The organism is Burkholderia sp. NLJ2, from assembly GCF_049487195.1.
GTDB lineage: Bacteria > Pseudomonadota > Gammaproteobacteria > Burkholderiales > Burkholderiaceae > Burkholderia > Burkholderia pyrrocinia.
The window spans coordinates 2,123,103-2,138,189 of the sequence record NZ_CP137810.1; the positions used below are offsets into that span (position 1 = coordinate 2,123,103).

The 15,087-nt window shown below is 68.0% G+C and carries 14 protein-coding genes; 1 reads left to right on the plus strand and 13 read right to left on the minus strand.

Annotated features, from left to right (window positions below):
• Positions 1–44 precede the first annotated feature (44 nt).
• The 13 genes from R9B84_RS31910 to R9B84_RS31970 all read right to left on the minus strand — a co-directional run bounded on the left by R9B84_RS31910 (position 45) and on the right by R9B84_RS31970 (position 13,256).
• A complete protein-coding gene (locus R9B84_RS31910; RefSeq protein ID WP_423761428.1) occupies positions 45–2,057 on the minus strand; it encodes a family 2A encapsulin nanocompartment cargo protein cysteine desulfurase in 2,013 nt (670 codons plus the stop codon).
• Positions 2,032–2,964 (minus strand): family 2A encapsulin nanocompartment shell protein, encoded by a 933-nt coding sequence (locus R9B84_RS31915; protein ID WP_006479760.1) that lies wholly within the window; start codon positions 2,962–2,964, stop codon positions 2,032–2,034. Before R9B84_RS31915 ends, R9B84_RS31910 begins: the two co-directional genes overlap by 26 nt.
• A gap of 138 nt (positions 2,965–3,102) precedes the next feature.
• Positions 3,103–3,324, minus strand: coding sequence for a helix-turn-helix domain-containing protein (locus R9B84_RS31920; protein WP_423761429.1), 222 nt, complete (start codon positions 3,322–3,324; stop codon positions 3,103–3,105).
• Between the two features lie 8 nt (positions 3,325–3,332).
• The gene (gene epsC, locus R9B84_RS31925) at positions 3,333–4,271 is read right to left on the minus strand and encodes a serine O-acetyltransferase EpsC (RefSeq protein WP_423761430.1); all 939 of its coding nucleotides are present in this window, start codon (positions 4,269–4,271) and stop codon (positions 3,333–3,335) included.
• Between the two features lie 28 nt (positions 4,272–4,299).
• Complete coding sequence (locus R9B84_RS31930; RefSeq protein WP_423761431.1) at positions 4,300–4,770, minus strand: rhodanese-like domain-containing protein; 471 nt, start codon at positions 4,768–4,770, stop codon at positions 4,300–4,302.
• A 439-nt stretch (positions 4,771–5,209) separates the two neighbouring features.
• Positions 5,210–6,610: an amidase family protein gene (locus tag R9B84_RS31935; RefSeq protein WP_423761432.1), complete on the minus strand. Its 1,401-nt coding sequence runs from the start codon at positions 6,608–6,610 to the stop codon at positions 5,210–5,212.
• 74 nt (positions 6,611–6,684) lie between these two features.
• A complete protein-coding gene (locus R9B84_RS31940; RefSeq protein WP_423761433.1) occupies positions 6,685–7,476 on the minus strand; it encodes an alpha/beta fold hydrolase in 792 nt (263 codons plus the stop codon).
• Between the two features lie 85 nt (positions 7,477–7,561).
• Positions 7,562–7,888, minus strand: a complete 327-nt coding sequence (locus tag R9B84_RS31945) for a DUF4148 domain-containing protein (RefSeq protein ID WP_423761434.1) — start codon at positions 7,886–7,888, stop codon at positions 7,562–7,564.
• Positions 7,889–8,172: 284 nt separating this feature from the next.
• Positions 8,173–8,709: a cytochrome P460 family protein gene (locus R9B84_RS31950; RefSeq protein WP_423761435.1), complete on the minus strand. Its 537-nt coding sequence runs from the start codon at positions 8,707–8,709 to the stop codon at positions 8,173–8,175.
• Positions 8,709–9,752, minus strand: coding sequence for an alpha/beta fold hydrolase (locus R9B84_RS31955; protein ID WP_423761436.1), 1,044 nt, complete (start codon positions 9,750–9,752; stop codon positions 8,709–8,711). The genes R9B84_RS31950 and R9B84_RS31955 overlap by 1 nt, the downstream gene beginning before the upstream one ends.
• 258 nt (positions 9,753–10,010) lie before the next feature.
• Positions 10,011–11,390: a tripartite tricarboxylate transporter permease gene (locus R9B84_RS31960; protein WP_423761437.1), complete on the minus strand. Its 1,380-nt coding sequence runs from the start codon at positions 11,388–11,390 to the stop codon at positions 10,011–10,013.
• Entirely contained in the window at positions 11,390–11,887 is a 498-nt protein-coding gene (locus R9B84_RS31965) for a hypothetical protein (RefSeq protein ID WP_423761438.1), read from the minus strand. Before R9B84_RS31965 ends, R9B84_RS31960 begins: the two co-directional genes overlap by 1 nt.
• 82 nt (positions 11,888–11,969) lie before the next feature.
• Positions 11,970–13,256, minus strand: coding sequence for a hydroxymethylglutaryl-CoA reductase, degradative (locus R9B84_RS31970; protein ID WP_423761439.1), 1,287 nt, complete (start codon positions 13,254–13,256; stop codon positions 11,970–11,972).
• A gap of 163 nt (positions 13,257–13,419) precedes the next feature.
• On the opposite strand from R9B84_RS31970, the gene R9B84_RS31975 reads away from it, so the two are divergent.
• Positions 13,420–14,805, plus strand: a complete 1,386-nt coding sequence (locus R9B84_RS31975; RefSeq protein ID WP_423761440.1) for a PLP-dependent aminotransferase family protein — start codon at positions 13,420–13,422, stop codon at positions 14,803–14,805.
• Positions 14,806–15,087: the final 282 nt, after the last annotated feature.

Consider the following 15,087-nt stretch of genomic DNA (forward strand, 5'->3'; position numbering starts at 1 on the left):
AAGCACTTGCGGCGACCCATGAGGGCCGCCGCAAGCGAACGACGTCAACGCCGCGTCGCAAGCCGCCGCACCACACGAACGAGCGCATCGACCTCGTCGCACGTGTTGTAGAACGCGAGCGACGGTCGCACCGTTGCCTCGAGCCCGAAGCGCCGCAGGATCGGCTGTGCGCAGTGATGCCCGGACCGCACCGCGATGCCCTCTTCGTTCAGCGCCTGCCCGACCTCCTCGGTCTCATAGCCCTTCAACACGAACGACAGCACGCTCGCCTTGTCGCGCGCGGTGCCGACGAGCCGCACGCCCGGCACCGGCGCGAGCACGCTCGTCGCATACGCGAGCAGGTCGTGCTCGTAGCGCGCGATGTTCTCGATGCCGACGCGGGTCACGTAGTCGAGCGCCGCACCGAGCCCTACCGCATCCGCGATGTTGCCGGTGCCGGCTTCGAAGCGGTTCGGCGGCGGCTGGAACACCGTGCGCTCGAACGTCACGTCCGCGATCATGTTGCCGCCGCCCTGCCATGGCGGCATGTCGTCGAGGATCGCGCGCTTGCCATACACGACGCCGATCCCCGTCGGCCCGTAGATCTTGTGCCCGGAGAACACGAAGAAATCCGCATCGAGCGCCTGCACGTCGACGCGCATGTGCGAGATCGACTGCGCACCGTCGACGAGCGCCTTCGCGCCCGCGCGATGCGCAAGCTCGACGATCTCCTTCACCGGCACGACCGTGCCGAGCGCGTTCGACACCTGCGTGACGGACACGATCTTCGTGCGATCGTTGAGCAGCTTCCGGTATTCGTCGAGCAGCACCTGCCCCGAGTCGTCGACCGGAATCACGCGCAGCGTCGCGCCCTTCTGCGCGGCAAGCTGCTGCCACGGCACGATGTTCGCGTGATGCTCGAGATGCGACACGACGATCTCGTCGCCTTCGCCGACGTTCTGCGCGCCCCACGTCTTCGCGATCAGGTTGATCGCCTCGGTCGTGCCGCGCACGAACACGATCTCGTCGGGCGACGATGCGCCGATGAAGCGCCGCACGGTGTCCCGCGCATGCTCGTACGCATCCGTCGCGCGACCGGCCAGCGCATGCGCGGCACGGTGGATGTTCGAGTTCTCGTGTGCATAGAAATACGCGAGGCGGTCGATCACGGCCTGCGGCTTGTGCGTCGTCGCCGCGTTGTCGAACCAGACCAACTGCTTGCCGTTCACGCGCTCCTGCAGGATCGGGAAATCGCGGCGGATCGCGTTCACGTCGAACGGCGGGTGCGCACCGCGATGCAACTGGCCTTGCGGTTCGACCGCGTGCGCATCGTCGATGAAGTAGCGCGGCACGTCCGCGCCCGATGCGCGCGACACCGGCACGTCGCGATGCACGGCGAGCAGGTCGCGCAGCGCATCGTCGCCCGGCAGCCCGAACGCTTCCGGCGACGCGAGGCCGTTCGACGGCACGACGATGTCCTGCGGCGTCGCCTGCCAGCCCTGCAGCGAGCCGTCGGTGAAGTAGTACGGCGACGCAGCCGGCGCTGCCTTCACCGCGCCTTCCGATGCCGCCGCATTCCCCTGCGGCACGCCGAGCGCCGCGCCGCCGATGCGCGGCTCGAGCGCCGGCGCGATCGACACGGCGTTGTCCGGCAGCCCGTTCTGCGCGGCCGCATGCGGCGCGAGCGCGGGCACGCGGTTGCCGAGCGACAGCACGTGCGTGGGGGCGGACGGCGCGAGGTTCGTGCCGGGTGCCTTGCCCTGCGGCAACGCAAGACCCGGCACGCCGGTGCCCGTGCCGCCGGGCCCCGCGAGCGGCGAGCCGCCGGGTGCCGGGTTGCTCACCGACGCGAGGATCGGCGCGGCAGCCGGCAACGCCGACGGCACGCCGCCGACCGCACCGCTGCCCGCCGACAGCCCGGGCGCCGTGGCTTGCCCGGGCGGCGTCGCGAAGAACTCGGACGCGAGCCGCGCCAGCGTCGCGGGGTCGGGCAAACCGGCCGGCAACGGCGCGTGCGGCAGCGCGTGCACGTCGCCGCCAGCCAGGCCGGGATTAACGGTAGGTGTCGGGATAGTCATGGAACTTGGCGATTTCGACGTCATCGAGGACAGCCAGCGCATCCGGCGAATGGACCGCGAGCGAGCAATACAGCGAGATCAGGTACGACGCGATCGCCTGGTTGTTGATCCCCATGAAGCGCACCGACAGGCCCGGCCCCTGCTCGCCCGCGACGCCCGGCTGATAGAGGCCGACGACGCCCTGCCGCTTGTCGCCGACGCGCAGCAGCAGGATCTTGGTCTTGCCGTCCGCGACCGGCACCTTGTCCGACGGGATCAGCGGAATGCCGCGCCACGTGAGGAACTGCGAACCGAACAGGCTGACCGTCGGCGGCGGCACGCCGCGCCGCGTGCATTCGCGGCCGAACGCGGCGATCGCGAGCGGGTGCGTGAGGAAGAACGCGGGTTCCTTCCACACCTTCGTCAGCAGTTCGTCGAGATCGTCCGGCGTCGGCGCGCCCGTCAGCGGGAAGATCCGCTGTTCGTCGGTCACGTTGGCCAGCAGCCCGTAGTCGGGGTTGTTGATCAGCTGGCTTTCCTGCAGCTCCTTGATCGTCTCGATCGTCAGGCGCAGCTGCTCCTTGATCTGGTCGTGAGGACTGCTGTAAAGATCGGAGATCCGCGTATGCACGTCGAGCACCGTGCTCACCGCGTTCAGGAAGTATTCGCGCGGTTGCTCTTCGTAAGGCACGAAGGTCTGCGGCAGCACGCTTTCGTCCTCGAGCTGCGTGCATGCGGCGCGCACGGCTTCCGGGTTCTTCACCTGGTTCAGGCGATAAATGCCGGCCTCGACCGGCACCCACTGCAGCAGATGGGTCAGCCAGCGCGGCGTGATCGTGGAAAGCTGGGGGACGGTCTTGGTAGCGTTCGCTAGTTGGCGGGCGGCGTGATCGCTCAGCGCGGCCGTGCCGCTTGCAACGGTCGACATGTGTGGCTCCGGGTTCTTAAGATGAAAAACGGGATTGCTTATGACGCGAGGGGATTATCGGAAGCACGCACCTGCCGGCTCAACATGCTATAGCCGTCATGTCGCGCGCAACCGAAAGGGAAACGAAGCCGTACGGCCTCAGGTGACGTACGCGGCCGGCAGCAGCGTCGAGATCGACACGTCGAACGCGCGCGCGATCTTGTCGGCCGTGACGATCGACGCGATCGCCTCGCCGCGCTCGATCTCGCCGACATACGAGCGGTTCAGCCCCGCATGCTCGGCAAGCTGCTCCTGCGACCACGTGCGCGCTTCGCGCAGCCTGCGCACGTTGGCGCCGAAGTGATGAATGAGGTCGCTCATCGCGCCTCCTACGCGACACGCGCCGCCGCGCGCGGCGCGGCGGTCGCTTCGCTGCGCAGCACGGCCTGCGTGACGTTCTCGCCGGCCGGCACGTCCTGCGTGAGCCACACGTTGCCGCCGATCACCGCGCCGCGCCCGATCGTCACGCGGCCGAGGATCGTCGCGCCCGCATAGATCACCACGTCGTCCTCGACGATCGGATGGCGCGCGAGCCCTTTCTCCAGATTTCCGGCCGCATCGCGCGGGAAACGCTTCGCGCCGAGCGTGACGGCCTGGTACACGCGTACGCGCTCGCCGATGATCGCGGTCTCGCCGATCACGACACCCGTGCCGTGGTCGATGAAGAAGCCCGCGCCGATGCGCGCGCCCGGATGAATGTCGATGCCCGTTTCCGCATGCGCCTGCTCGGCGATGATCCGCGCGAGCAGCGGCAAGCCAAGCCGGTACAACTCATGCGCGAGCCGGTGGTGGATCATCGCGAGGATGCCCGGGTAGCACAGCAGCACCTCGTCGACGCTGCCCGCCGCCGGATCGCCGTGAAATGCAGCGAGCACGTCGCTGTCGAGCAGCCGGCGAATCTCCGGCAGCCGCGCGGCGAACGCCTGCACGGCCGTCGAAGCCACCGCGTCGACGTTGTCGATCGTCCCGTCGGCATTGCGCTGGCGCGCCGCGTAGCGCAACTCGAGCGTCACCTGTGCGAGCAGCGCGTTCAGCGCCGCGTCGAGCGCATGGGCCACATGGAAGTTCTCGCTCTCCTGGCGCAGGTCGGGCGGCCCGAGCCGCATCGGGAACAGCACGCCCTTCAGCGCGCCGACGATCTGCGCGAGCGCCTCGCGCGCCGGCAGGTCGCGCCCGCCCGGTTCGAGCGAGCGACGCTGCTTCTCGCGCCATGCGCGGCGGACGGTCTGCAGCGATTGAACGATGTCGTCGATATCGAATGCGGCCATGCTGACTTCTCCCTGTATCGGCCGTGAATCAGTCCTGCGCCCACGGCAGGCCGCGAAAACGCCAGCCGTTGTGGGCGCCGCGATGCCGTCCTTCGTCGAGGTCGCCCTCGAACCCTTCGAGCACGTTGAATACCTGCTTGAAGCCGCCCTTCGTCGCGGCTTCGGCCGCCTGCGCAGACCGGTTGCCGCTGCGGCACAGGAGCAGCACCACCGCGTCCTTGCCGGTCTTCGCTTCCAGTTCGCGCACGAAGCGCGGGTTGCGCGTCAGGCTCGTGCCGGTCGCCCACGGCACATGCAGCGACTCCGGCACGTGGCCGACGAACTTCCGTTCTTCGGCGGTGCGCACGTCCACCAGCAATGCGTCGCCGGCCGAGAACAGCGCCCACGCGGCTTCCGGCGCGACGCCGCCCGCGTAGGGCGTGCCGGCCGCCGCGGCCGCCGCGCGGGCGCCTTCGAGCGCCTGCTGCGCAGCGGTTCGTTCTTCCAATGCAACCGTCATGACACTTCCTTGTTTTCGCAGATTCGTATGATCAAAAACACCGGGAATGCGGCTGGTGCAGCTTGCGTGCTGTCTATAGCCGTCAGCGCCACTATGCGAGCGCGTATCTGGAAGCAGAACCAATAAAAATTCATTTCCTAATCAGCGGCGCGAGGAATGCAATAGCAGAGGCGCGCTATCGGCGCGGGCTCGCTTGCGGTCGGGAAATGCGGGACGGTGACCGTTCGATGTCACGCATCGAAGGGCATTGAAAGGAATGGCGGGAGACGATCAACGCGGCATGCTGCGCGTTGTCATGGAATCCGAAATGGAGCGCATGCGTCGCTGCGCATGCCTGGATGATTCGAAGGGATGATTCGAAGAAAGGCAACCGGCGGGCGACAGGCATCGGCGTGATGCCGAACGGCATCGCCGATGCACGCGCCCGCCCGTCAATCCATCACTGCACCGGATCGACCGGCGCGACCGGCACGCCGCGCGCTTCGATGTCGCGCCCCGCGAGCAAGCACAGATCCTCGCGATGATGTGCGGCGACCACCTGCACGCCCACCGGCACGCCATTCACGAGCGCCGTCGTCACGGCCAGCCCCGGCAGCCCCATCGCGGGCAGCGCGCGCAGCGTGAGCTGCGCCTCCCACACCCGCTCGAACCCGTCCGGCCCCTGCCGGTCCAGATCGTCGGGGAATGGCAGTTCCGACGACACGGGCAGCAGCACGACCGCATACTCGTCGAGAAACTGCCGCCACTGCCGCGTCAGCGTGGTGCGCCGGACGAGCGCGCGGCTGATCACGTCGGCCGGCAGGTCGCGCACCTTGCCGCTCACGGCGGCGATCACCGCAGCCGCGCCCGGATCGCCGTCGTTCGCGGCCGCGTTCGACAATGCATCGAACCCGTCGCCGAGCCAAAGCTGTTCCTGCAGCAACGCAGCCTCGCGCATCGGCGGCGTATCGTCGATCTCGTCGACGGTCCAGCCCGCGTCGACGAGCCGGCGCGCGGCATCGCGCAACGCGGCCTCGACTTCGGGCACGACCTGCAAGCCGCCCGGACGCACGCACAGCGCCGCGCGCTTCGGCACTTCGCGCCCGTCGAACGGCACCTGCACGTGCCACGGATCGCGCGGGTCGGGCGCGGCGAACGCACGCAGCGCGAGCGCGAGATCGTCGATCGTGCGTGCGATCGGCCCCGCCGACGACATCAGTTGCGCGCCGATCGCACGCTCGGGCGACGATGCGTTGAACGCCGGCACACGCCCGAGCGATGGCCGGATTCCGTGCACGCCGCACGCATAGGCCGGATAGCGGACCGAGCCGCCGATGTCGGTGCCGAGTGCGAGCGGGCCGATCCCGGCGGCGACGGCCGCTGCCGCGCCGCCGCTCGATCCGCCCGGCGTCAGCGACGGATTGCGCGGATTGCGCGTGTGGCCATGCACGAGATTCGACGTGAACCAGCGCAGCGCGAACGTCGGCGAATTGGTGCGGCCGAGCAGGATCGCGCCGGCCTTCCTGAGGTTGCCGACCACGGGGCTGTCGGCGCGCGCGATCAGGTTCTCCTGCAGGCGCGTGCCGTTGGTCGTCGCGAAATCCGCCTGGTCGACATTGATCTTCACGGTCACGGGCACGCCCGCGAGCGGGCCCGGATCGTCGCCACGTGCGATCGCGCGGTCGACTTCATCGGCCTGCCGCCGCACGTCGTCGGGCCGGTGTTCGATCACCGCGTTGATCGCCGGATTCACCGCGTCGAGACGATCGAGCACGGCATCCGCCACTTCGCGCGCGGACACCTCTCGATGCCGCACGCGTTTCGCGAGTTCGGTTGCCGACAGTTGCCAGAGATGCGTCATCACTTCTCCTTGTGGAAGGACATCACGATCATTCACGGCGCCACGCTTCAACGATCACGTGGCGCCGCATCCGCTCACTGCGCGTCGTGCTTCGCACGTTCCGCCGCTGCTATGATCGCATCGGCCACGGCCTTCGGCTGGCTCAGCATCGCGACATGGCTGCCGTTCACGCGCGTGACCGTCGCGCCGATCCGCTTCGCCATCGTTTCCTGCAGCTTCGGATCGATCATCCGGTCCTGCGTCGCGACGACGAACGTCGACGGCTTCGCGTGCCACGCGGCCTGCGCGACCTTCTCCGAGATGCAGCCGCCAAACCACGGCCCCTGGGTCGCCGCAACGATACGCTGCTGCGCGGGCGGCAGGTCCGGCGCGAAATCCTGCGCGATCGCCTTGTCGGACAGCCGCGTGAAGCCGCCCGCGTCCTTGCGCAGTTCACCGGCCCATGCCGGTGCCGGCAGCCCTTGCGTGACGTCGGCGATCGACTGGCCGTTGTCGGGTGCGAATGCCGCGACGTAGACGAGCGACTTCACCTTGTCGTCGTTGCCCGCGTCGCTGATCACGACGCCGGCCCACGAATGGCCGACCAGCACGACCGGCCCCTTCTGCTCGTCGATCGTACGCTTCGTCGCGGCCGCATCGTCGGCGAGCGAGCTCAGCGGATTCTGCACCGACACCACGTGCAGCCCGCGCGCCTCGAGCAGCGGAATCACGCGGTTCCAGCTCGACCCGTCGGCGAACGCGCCGTGCACGAGCACGACATTCGTGCCCTTCAGGTCGTCCTTCGGCGCGGCCTGCGCCGCGACCGCACCGAACAGTCCGCCGATCACCGCGGCGGATACCAGAACCCGTTTCATCAAACCGGCCATCGTCAATCTCCTTTCTCTGTTGTATCAATCATATGAAGTGCTGCGGTAGCGGCCCGCGCCTGCATGCGACAGGCGCGGCAACGGATCACGAATGCGCGTACAGGTCGTCGATGGCGCGCTGCGACGCGCGCGCCCGTGCCGCGTCGCGATGGCTTGCCGGTGCCGACGCATCGGCCACGTTGTCGCCCTGCGACTTCGACGGGCCGTTCTGGTCGGAACGCGCGACTTGCTGCGCGGCGGCGACATCGTCCGGGTAATGCGGTTCGCTGCGGGCCGGGTTGTAGCCGGCCTGCTCGAGCCGGACGAGTTCGGCGCGCACGTCGGCACGCGTCAGGCCGTGGCCGGTATCGGCGAACGACAATGCGGGGATGGCAGCGAGGACGGCAACAGCGAGGATTCGGGCGGCTTTCATGAGTGTTCTCCTTGACGGAAGTTGGGGTATCGAGCACTTGGCATTCGGTGCAAACGTCTGGCATCGAACGTTTCCTGCATGTCGACAGTAGAACCCGCCCACGTATCCGGCATGTTTCCGAAACCGGTGCTTTCTGCATGCCAGTTTTTCCGGAACGGCCGCAGATACAGTGCGATACAAACCCGTCTGCCGGAGTGCTCTCCAACACATACGCACCACACACGCACCACAAAAAAAGGCGTGCCTCGCGCGGCACGCCTTTCCGTCAAACCTGTCTCGTCACGTCACGGCGCAAGCCGCGTGAACACGTAATCGTGGTTCTTCACACGCGCCTGGTGACACGCGAAGCACGTCTGATGCTGGCCGATATCGGCCGGCACGCCGTTGATGAAGCGCCCGAAACCCCAGCCGCCCGTCGACGCATAACGACGCGAATCCTTCACCATCACCTGCACGGTCGTCGCCTGGCCCGGCACCGTCGCCGGCGCGAACTCGTCGGACTGCTTGCGCTTGTACGCGAGCTTCACGAGGATCGTGCCGTCGGGAAACGGCAGCGTCGCCTTTTCGAGCGCGCGCATCGCGACGGGGTTGCCGAGCACCACGCGCAGTTCGTCGAGCGGCGCGGCCTCTTCGGCCGGCGCAACCATTTCCCACTTCCGGTAGCCGGGCGGGATCGTCACGCCGTAGATCGGCGACGCGGCCGGGTTCGGCTGTTCCGCGAACGCGGCCGGACCACTCGCCGACAGCGCGCCGGCCAGCAGCGCGCCCGCGACGAGCGCGCGGCCCATGCCGCGACTCAGGATGCCACCGCCCGCCCGCATCACAGGTGCTCCACTTGCAGGATCGCGTCGGCGAACGCCTGCGGCGCTTCCTGCGGCAGGTTGTGGCCGATGCCGCCGGTAATCGTCCGGTGCTGGTACTTGCCCGTGAACTTCTTCGCGTACGCGGCCGGATCCGGATGCGGCGCGCCGTTCGCGTCGCCTTCCATCGTGATCGTCGGCACGGGAATCGCCGGCCCGGCGGCGAGACGCCGCTCGATGTCGTCGTATTGCGCTTCGCCCTTCGCGAGCCCGAGGCGCCAGCGATAGTTGTGGATCACGACGGCCACATGATCGGGGTTCTGGAACGACGCGGCCGAGCGCGCAAAGGTTTCGTCGGAGAACTGCCACTTCGGCGATGCGAGCTTCCAGATCAGCTTGTTGAACGCATCGCGGTTCGCCGCGTAGCCGAGTTCGCCGCGCTCGGTCGTGAAATAGAACTGATACCACCACTGCAGTTCCGCCTGCGGCGGCAGCGGCTTGCGGTTCGCCTCCTGACTGCCGATCAGGTAGCCGCTCACCGACACCAGCGCCTTCACGCGCTGCGACCACAGCGCCGCGATGATGTCGGCCGTGCGCGCGCCCCAGTCGTAGCCGCCGAACACCGCGCGGTCGATCTTCAGCGCATCCATCAGCGCGACGATGTCGACGGCCGTCACCGCCTGCTGGCCGTTGCGCACCGTGTCGGCCGAGCGGAACGTCGTCGACCCGTAGCCGCGCAGGTACGGCACGATCACGCGATAGCCGGCCGCGACGAGCAGCGGCGCGACTTCCGCGTAGCTGTAGATGTCGTACGGCCAGCCGTGCAGCAGGAACACGACGGGGCCTTTCTTCGGCCCGAGGTCTGCATACCCGACGTTGAGCACGCCCGCGTCGATCTGGTGGATCGTGCCCAGCGACGCAACGCCGGCCGCACCCTTCGCAGCCGGTGCATCGGGCGCCGACTGCGCGTGCGCCAGGTTGCCGAACCCGAGGTCGGCGAGGCTCAGGCCCGCAAGCGCCGTCCCCAGAATCAGGCGGCGGCGGGGGTTCACGTTATCAGGCATGACTCGTTCTCCATTGTCGATCGCTAAGTAAGGGGCCCGCGGCACGTGCAGGCGCTCCGGTATCGCCGTTCGCAGCGGCGGCGCATGACACCGCGCGGCCGTGTGAATCGCTTCACCGGTTTTATATCCGAACGATCCGGAGGCTTTGTATCCCAACGTATCTGTGTGCGAACACGACACACAGCGATTCAAAAATCGTCCGTGGAACGACGGTTTTCGGCGGGCCGCGCGGCACACGCGACGCCGTGCGTCGGCGCGTCAGAGCAGCTTGACGATCGCAGGCACGCTGAGCACCGCGACGTAATAGCCCATGAACTGCACGCCCGTGTTGAACGCGAACAGGCGCGACAGCATCCCGCCGAACAGGCCGATCGTCACGATCACGGCGAGCCCCAGCAACTGCCCTTCCCACACGCCGATCACGACGATCAGCCCCGCAAACGTCGCGATGATCGCTTCATGGCTCAGCTTCCGCGCGACGAACGATGCCGCGCGGTGCGCGTGGTGCATCGCGAGCGGATACGCGATCAGCGCGGCCAGCAGGATCGACAGCAGCCCGTAGCCGAGGAACTCGGGCCAGCTCATCAGCGTATGAAGATTGTGGATCTGCCCGCTCGCCGCGTCGACCGTGAAGCGCGGCGGCGCATTGAACAGCGGCGCGGCCGGGCCTGCCGCGACCGGGCTCAGCGGCAGCCCGAACGCGATCAGAGGGATCAGCGCTTCGGCGATGTAGGTCGCTTCGGTCACGCCGTTGCGCGCGGCGATCACGGTCGTCAGCCGATGGTAAGCATGACGCACGCGTGCGCCGACGATCTCGCCCATCAGCACCGTCATCGCGACCGGGCTGAACACGAACGTCGCGCTCGACACGGCGGCCGTCCCGACCGTCCACGCGACCTGCTCGCGGTCGAGCACCTTCAGCGGATTCGGGAAGTAGCCGCGCCAGCTTTTCACGTCGGGCGCGAGCACGAACGTCGACGGCCCGTCGCGCCGCATGCGCCGCCGCTCGGCCGGCGACAGGATCGAGAACAGGTCGGCGACCAGCGGCCCGATCGCGATCCCGAGGAAGTAGCTGACGCTCAGCTTCACGCCGTAACGGCCCGTCAGTGCCTGCAGCCCGACCACCAGCATCACGAACGGCACGAGCAGCAGCACCGACGCCCAGCGTCCCGCCGAGAAATACGCGATGCCGACGGCCGCCGCGAGGAACACCCACGGCGCGGCCTTCGAGATCGCCGCGCCGAACGGCGCGAGCAGCGACGCGAACAGCACGGCGAGCGGCAGCGCGACGAACGCGGCGACGATCGCGCCGGAGATCATCTTGCGCAGCGCGATGTGCGGCACGCCGAGCGCGCGCAGCAGCGTCGCCTGTTGCAGCAGCGGCGCGGCCATCGTGTCGCCGGGAATGCCGAGCAGCGCGGTCGGGATCGAATGCGTGATGTGCTTGGCCACCGCGCCCGCGAGGAAGAACGTGAACACGCCGGCGGGCGGCACGCCGAGCAGCGCGACGAGCAACGTGAGCGGCGCGATCGTCGTCGTTTCGTCGGTGCCGGAGATCAGCCCGATGCCGGAGAACACGATCGCGCCGAGCAGCCCCATCGCGAACGCGGCCGGCAATGCATGCAGCAGCGCGTCCATCAGCGGCCTCCCGCGCGTGCGCGCTCGGGCGACGCGTCGTATGAAGCGAACAGATCGAGCAGGCCGAGTTCCTCCATCTCGGCGCGCGCGCTGGCCGACAGGTCGCTCGTCGACCCGAGGCCGCCCGATGCTTCGGCAAGCTGGCGGAGTGCTTCGTCGCGCTCGGCGCCGCCCGCCGCATGTTCGATCACCGTGCGCTTCGGCTTGAACAGCACCGCGCAGATCGCGCCCGCCAGCAGGCAGCCGCCGAGGCCGATCAGCATCGCGTAAGCCCGCGCGATCGCCACGTCGTGTACGAACGACGCGAGCACGAGCCGACCAATCTCGAACGCGCCAAGGCTGATCGCGATACCGAGCAGGACCGACCATGCAAGGTGCTTCGTGGCCACCGTGTCGCCCCACACTTCGACAAGCGTCGCGGCCGACGCATCGGCGCCCGCGAACGGCCGTACGCGATGCGGCGCGGGTGCGACGGCGCTTGAACCGGTCTGTTCCATGTGTCTCCTCCTTGATTGATATGTCGCCGGCCGCGCCGGCGCGGCACGCCACGCACGCCGCATCCGGCGCGCGTACCGCGCATCAGGCGCTGCTGCCGCCCGCGAGCAACGCGACCGCGAAATCCGCGCGCACGTCCTTCGCCGCAACCATTTGCTGCGCGATCCGGTCGATCTCCGCACCGGTCGCGCCGGCCGCAACGGCGATGTTCCGTGCATGCAGCGCCATGTGGCCGCGCTGGATGCCTTCGGTCGCGAGCGCGCGCAGCGCACCGAGATTCTGCGCAAGCCCGACCGCAACCGCAATTTCGCCGAGTTCCTGCGCGGAGGTCACGTTCATGATCTTCAGCGCGAGACGCGCGAGCGGATGCGTCTTCGTCGCGCCGCCGACGAGCCCCACCGGCATCGGCATCTCGATCGTGCCGACGAGGTCGCCGTTGGCGGCCTTCTCCCACGTCGTCAGCGACGTATAGCGGCCGCTGCGGCTCGCGTACGCATGCGCGCCGGCTTCGACCGCACGCCAGTCGTTGCCGGTCGCGACCACGACCGGATCGATGCCGTTCATGATGCCCTTGTTGTGTGTCGCCGCGCGGTACGGGTCGGTCGCCGCGAACACGTACGCATCGATCACGCGATCGATCACTGCTTCGCCCGGATAGTCGTCGGTCGCGAGCGTGTCGGCCGAGTACCGTACCTCTGCGCGCGCGAGGCGCAGATCCGCGAGGTTGGACAGTATCCGCAACCGTACCTGGCCGCCTGTAATCGCTTCGATGCGCGTCGCGACGGTTTCGGCCATCGTGTTGACCGTGTTCGCACCCATTGCGTCGCGCACGTCGACGATCAGGTGTGCAACCACCATCGCACCGCGCGGCGTATCGGGGAACACGTGGACCTCGATGTCGCGGCAGCCGCCGCCGAGGCCGACGAGCACCTTGTCGCGGCTGTTCGCGAGCGCGATCAGCTCGGCCGCGTGCCGCAGGATCGCGAGCCGCACGCGGTACGGGTCGCCGACGCCGATCACCTGTACCTGCGCGCGCATCAACGGCCCGCTGCTCGACGTGCGGAAGCCGCCGGTCGCGCGGGAAAGCTTCGCCATATATGATGCGGCCGCAACGATCGACGGCTCCTCGACGGCCATCGGTACGATCACGTCGCGATCGTTGATCCGGAAGTAGCCGGCGACCGCCATCGGCAGCTCGAACGTGCCGATCACGTTCTCGATCATCCCGTTCGCGGTATCGAGCGGCAGTGCGCCGGGCTTCGCGAGCAACGCGTGCTCGGCATCATCGAGCCCGACGGTATGGGACAGGTGGGACAGGCGTTGCTCGGGCGTGAGCGAGCGGAAGTTCGGCAAGGCGGAATCGATGGGCATGATGTCGTTCTGTTTCGGGGTGGCGCTGTGTCTCCGTCCGCGCTTGCGGCGGCCAGCGGATAGCCGAATAATAGTCACGCTGTACCCATTGAAAAGGTACAGACAGAGCAGACAGTCACCCATCCGTACCCATGACAGTGGGCCGGCCCGACGGAACATTGCGATGAAACAGCGTGCAAAAGCCAGCCTGTCTGGCGCGATGGCGGACAATCTCGCCAGACAGATCGAAGAAGGCGTGTTGCCGGCCGGCGCGAAGCTGCCTTCGATCAGGGAATACGCTGAGGCGTCCGGCTGTTCGAAGAACACCGTGATCAGTGCGTTCGAGATGCTCGCGGCCGACGGCCTGATCGAGCCGCGCCGCGGCTCGGGCTTCTTCGTCACGCGGCGCGCGGCGGCCACGCCCGACATCGACGAGCCGAGTTCGCTCGACCGCGCGATGGACATCGTGTGGCTGATGCGCGAGCAGTTGCACGTGAAGCCCGACGTGCTGAACCTCGGCGAAGGCTTTCCGCCGATCGAGTGGCTCGAGGAAACGCGGCTGAACCAGTACCAGCAGCGCATCATGCGCACGAGCGCCGCATCGCTGTTCCGCTACGGCAGCCGCTTCGGCTACCTGCCGCTGCGCCAGTCGCTGCAACAGAAGCTCGCCGGCTACGAGATCGAGGCGCCGCCCGCGCAGATCGTGCTCACGCACGGCGCGAACCAGGCGATGGATCTCGTGCTGCGCTACTTCGTGCGCCCCGGCGACACCGTGCTCGTCGACGATCCCGGTTATTACCCGCTGTTCGGCAAGTTGAAGCTGAGCGGCGCGAACATCGTCGGCGTGCCGCGCGAGATCGACGGCCCCGACGTCGCGAAGCTGGCCGAACACATCGCCGCGTACCGGCCGAAGCTGTTCTTCACGCAATCGGTCGGCCACAACCCGACCGCGACCGATACGAGCGCGGCCAAGGCGCACCGCATCCTGCAGCTCGCCGACGCGCACGACCTGATCGTCGTCGAGGACGATGCGCTGGCCGACCTGCGGCCGCGCTCGCTCACGCGCATCGCGACACTCGACCAGTTGCGCCGGACCATCTATATCGGCAGCTTCTCGAAATCGGTGTCGGCTGCGCTGCGCGTCGGCTTCCTCGCGTGCAACGCTGCGCTCGCGAGCGATCTCGCCGACGTGAAGATGCTGACCCACGTCAGCAGCTCCGAATACTGCGAGCGCACGCTCGATGCGATCGTCAGCGACGGCCACTTTCTCAGGCATACGAATCATCTTCAGGAGAAGCTGCGGCGCGCGACCGGCACCGCGCTCAATGCGCTCGATCGTCTCGGCGCGGAAGTCTTCCGGCCGTGCGAGCAGAGCCTGTATCTGTGGGCCGCGCTGCCCGGCTGGCCCGATTCGATGCAGCTCGCGCAGGCGATGCTGGAACGCGGCGTGATCCTCGCGCCGGGCGCCGTGTTCTCGCCGCAGGCCGATCGTCCGTCCGCGTATTGCCGGTTCAATGTCGCGTATCTGGCGGACAAGCGGTTTGTGCGGGCGTTGAGCGCGGTTGCATAGCCGATCCGCCGGAACCGCCTGGCAATCGCGGGCACGCCGAGCACCGCGACGTAGTCGCCCGTGAACCGCACTCCCCGTGTCGAACGCGAACGGGCGCGAGTCGACAGATGCATCGGCAAACTGCTCACCCATGGAAGATTCAACGATCCAAGACGGAAAATATCCGCATTTACCGCCAATTCCCCACCAACAGTCGACAATCGCCGGCTTCACCCTTCTCCGGCCCACGTTCCTGATATGCTCGCCCGAGGCGAACCCGCCTTCCTGCTTGCACGAGCGTGA

What these genes read in the sequence shown, in the direction of transcription:
- R9B84_RS31910 (WP_423761428.1), bottom strand. Translation starts at nt 2,057, where the DNA reads ATGACTATCCCGACACCTACCGTTAATCCCGGCCTGGCTGGCGGCGAC.
- R9B84_RS31975 (WP_423761440.1), top strand. Translation starts at nt 13,420, where the DNA reads ATGAAACAGCGTGCAAAAGCCAGCCTGTCTGGCGCGATGGCGGACAAT.
- R9B84_RS31960 (WP_423761437.1), bottom strand. Translation starts at nt 11,390, where the DNA reads ATGGACGCGCTGCTGCATGCATTGCCGGCCGCGTTCGCGATGGGGCTG.
- epsC (WP_423761430.1), bottom strand. Translation starts at nt 4,271, where the DNA reads ATGGCCGCATTCGATATCGACGACATCGTTCAATCGCTGCAGACCGTC.
- R9B84_RS31915 (WP_006479760.1), bottom strand. Translation starts at nt 2,964, where the DNA reads ATGTCGACCGTTGCAAGCGGCACGGCCGCGCTGAGCGATCACGCCGCC.
- R9B84_RS31940 (WP_423761433.1), bottom strand. Translation starts at nt 7,476, where the DNA reads ATGGCCGGTTTGATGAAACGGGTTCTGGTATCCGCCGCGGTGATCGGC.
- R9B84_RS31965 (WP_423761438.1), bottom strand. Translation starts at nt 11,887, where the DNA reads ATGGAACAGACCGGTTCAAGCGCCGTCGCACCCGCGCCGCATCGCGTA.
- R9B84_RS31935 (WP_423761432.1), bottom strand. Translation starts at nt 6,610, where the DNA reads ATGACGCATCTCTGGCAACTGTCGGCAACCGAACTCGCGAAACGCGTG.
- R9B84_RS31955 (WP_423761436.1), bottom strand. Translation starts at nt 9,752, where the DNA reads ATGCCTGATAACGTGAACCCCCGCCGCCGCCTGATTCTGGGGACGGCG.
- R9B84_RS31945 (WP_423761434.1), bottom strand. Translation starts at nt 7,888, where the DNA reads ATGAAAGCCGCCCGAATCCTCGCTGTTGCCGTCCTCGCTGCCATCCCC.
- R9B84_RS31950 (WP_423761435.1), bottom strand. Translation starts at nt 8,709, where the DNA reads ATGCGGGCGGGCGGTGGCATCCTGAGTCGCGGCATGGGCCGCGCGCTC.
- R9B84_RS31970 (WP_423761439.1), bottom strand. Translation starts at nt 13,256, where the DNA reads ATGCCCATCGATTCCGCCTTGCCGAACTTCCGCTCGCTCACGCCCGAG.
- R9B84_RS31920 (WP_423761429.1), bottom strand. Translation starts at nt 3,324, where the DNA reads ATGAGCGACCTCATTCATCACTTCGGCGCCAACGTGCGCAGGCTGCGC.
- R9B84_RS31930 (WP_423761431.1), bottom strand. Translation starts at nt 4,770, where the DNA reads ATGACGGTTGCATTGGAAGAACGAACCGCTGCGCAGCAGGCGCTCGAA.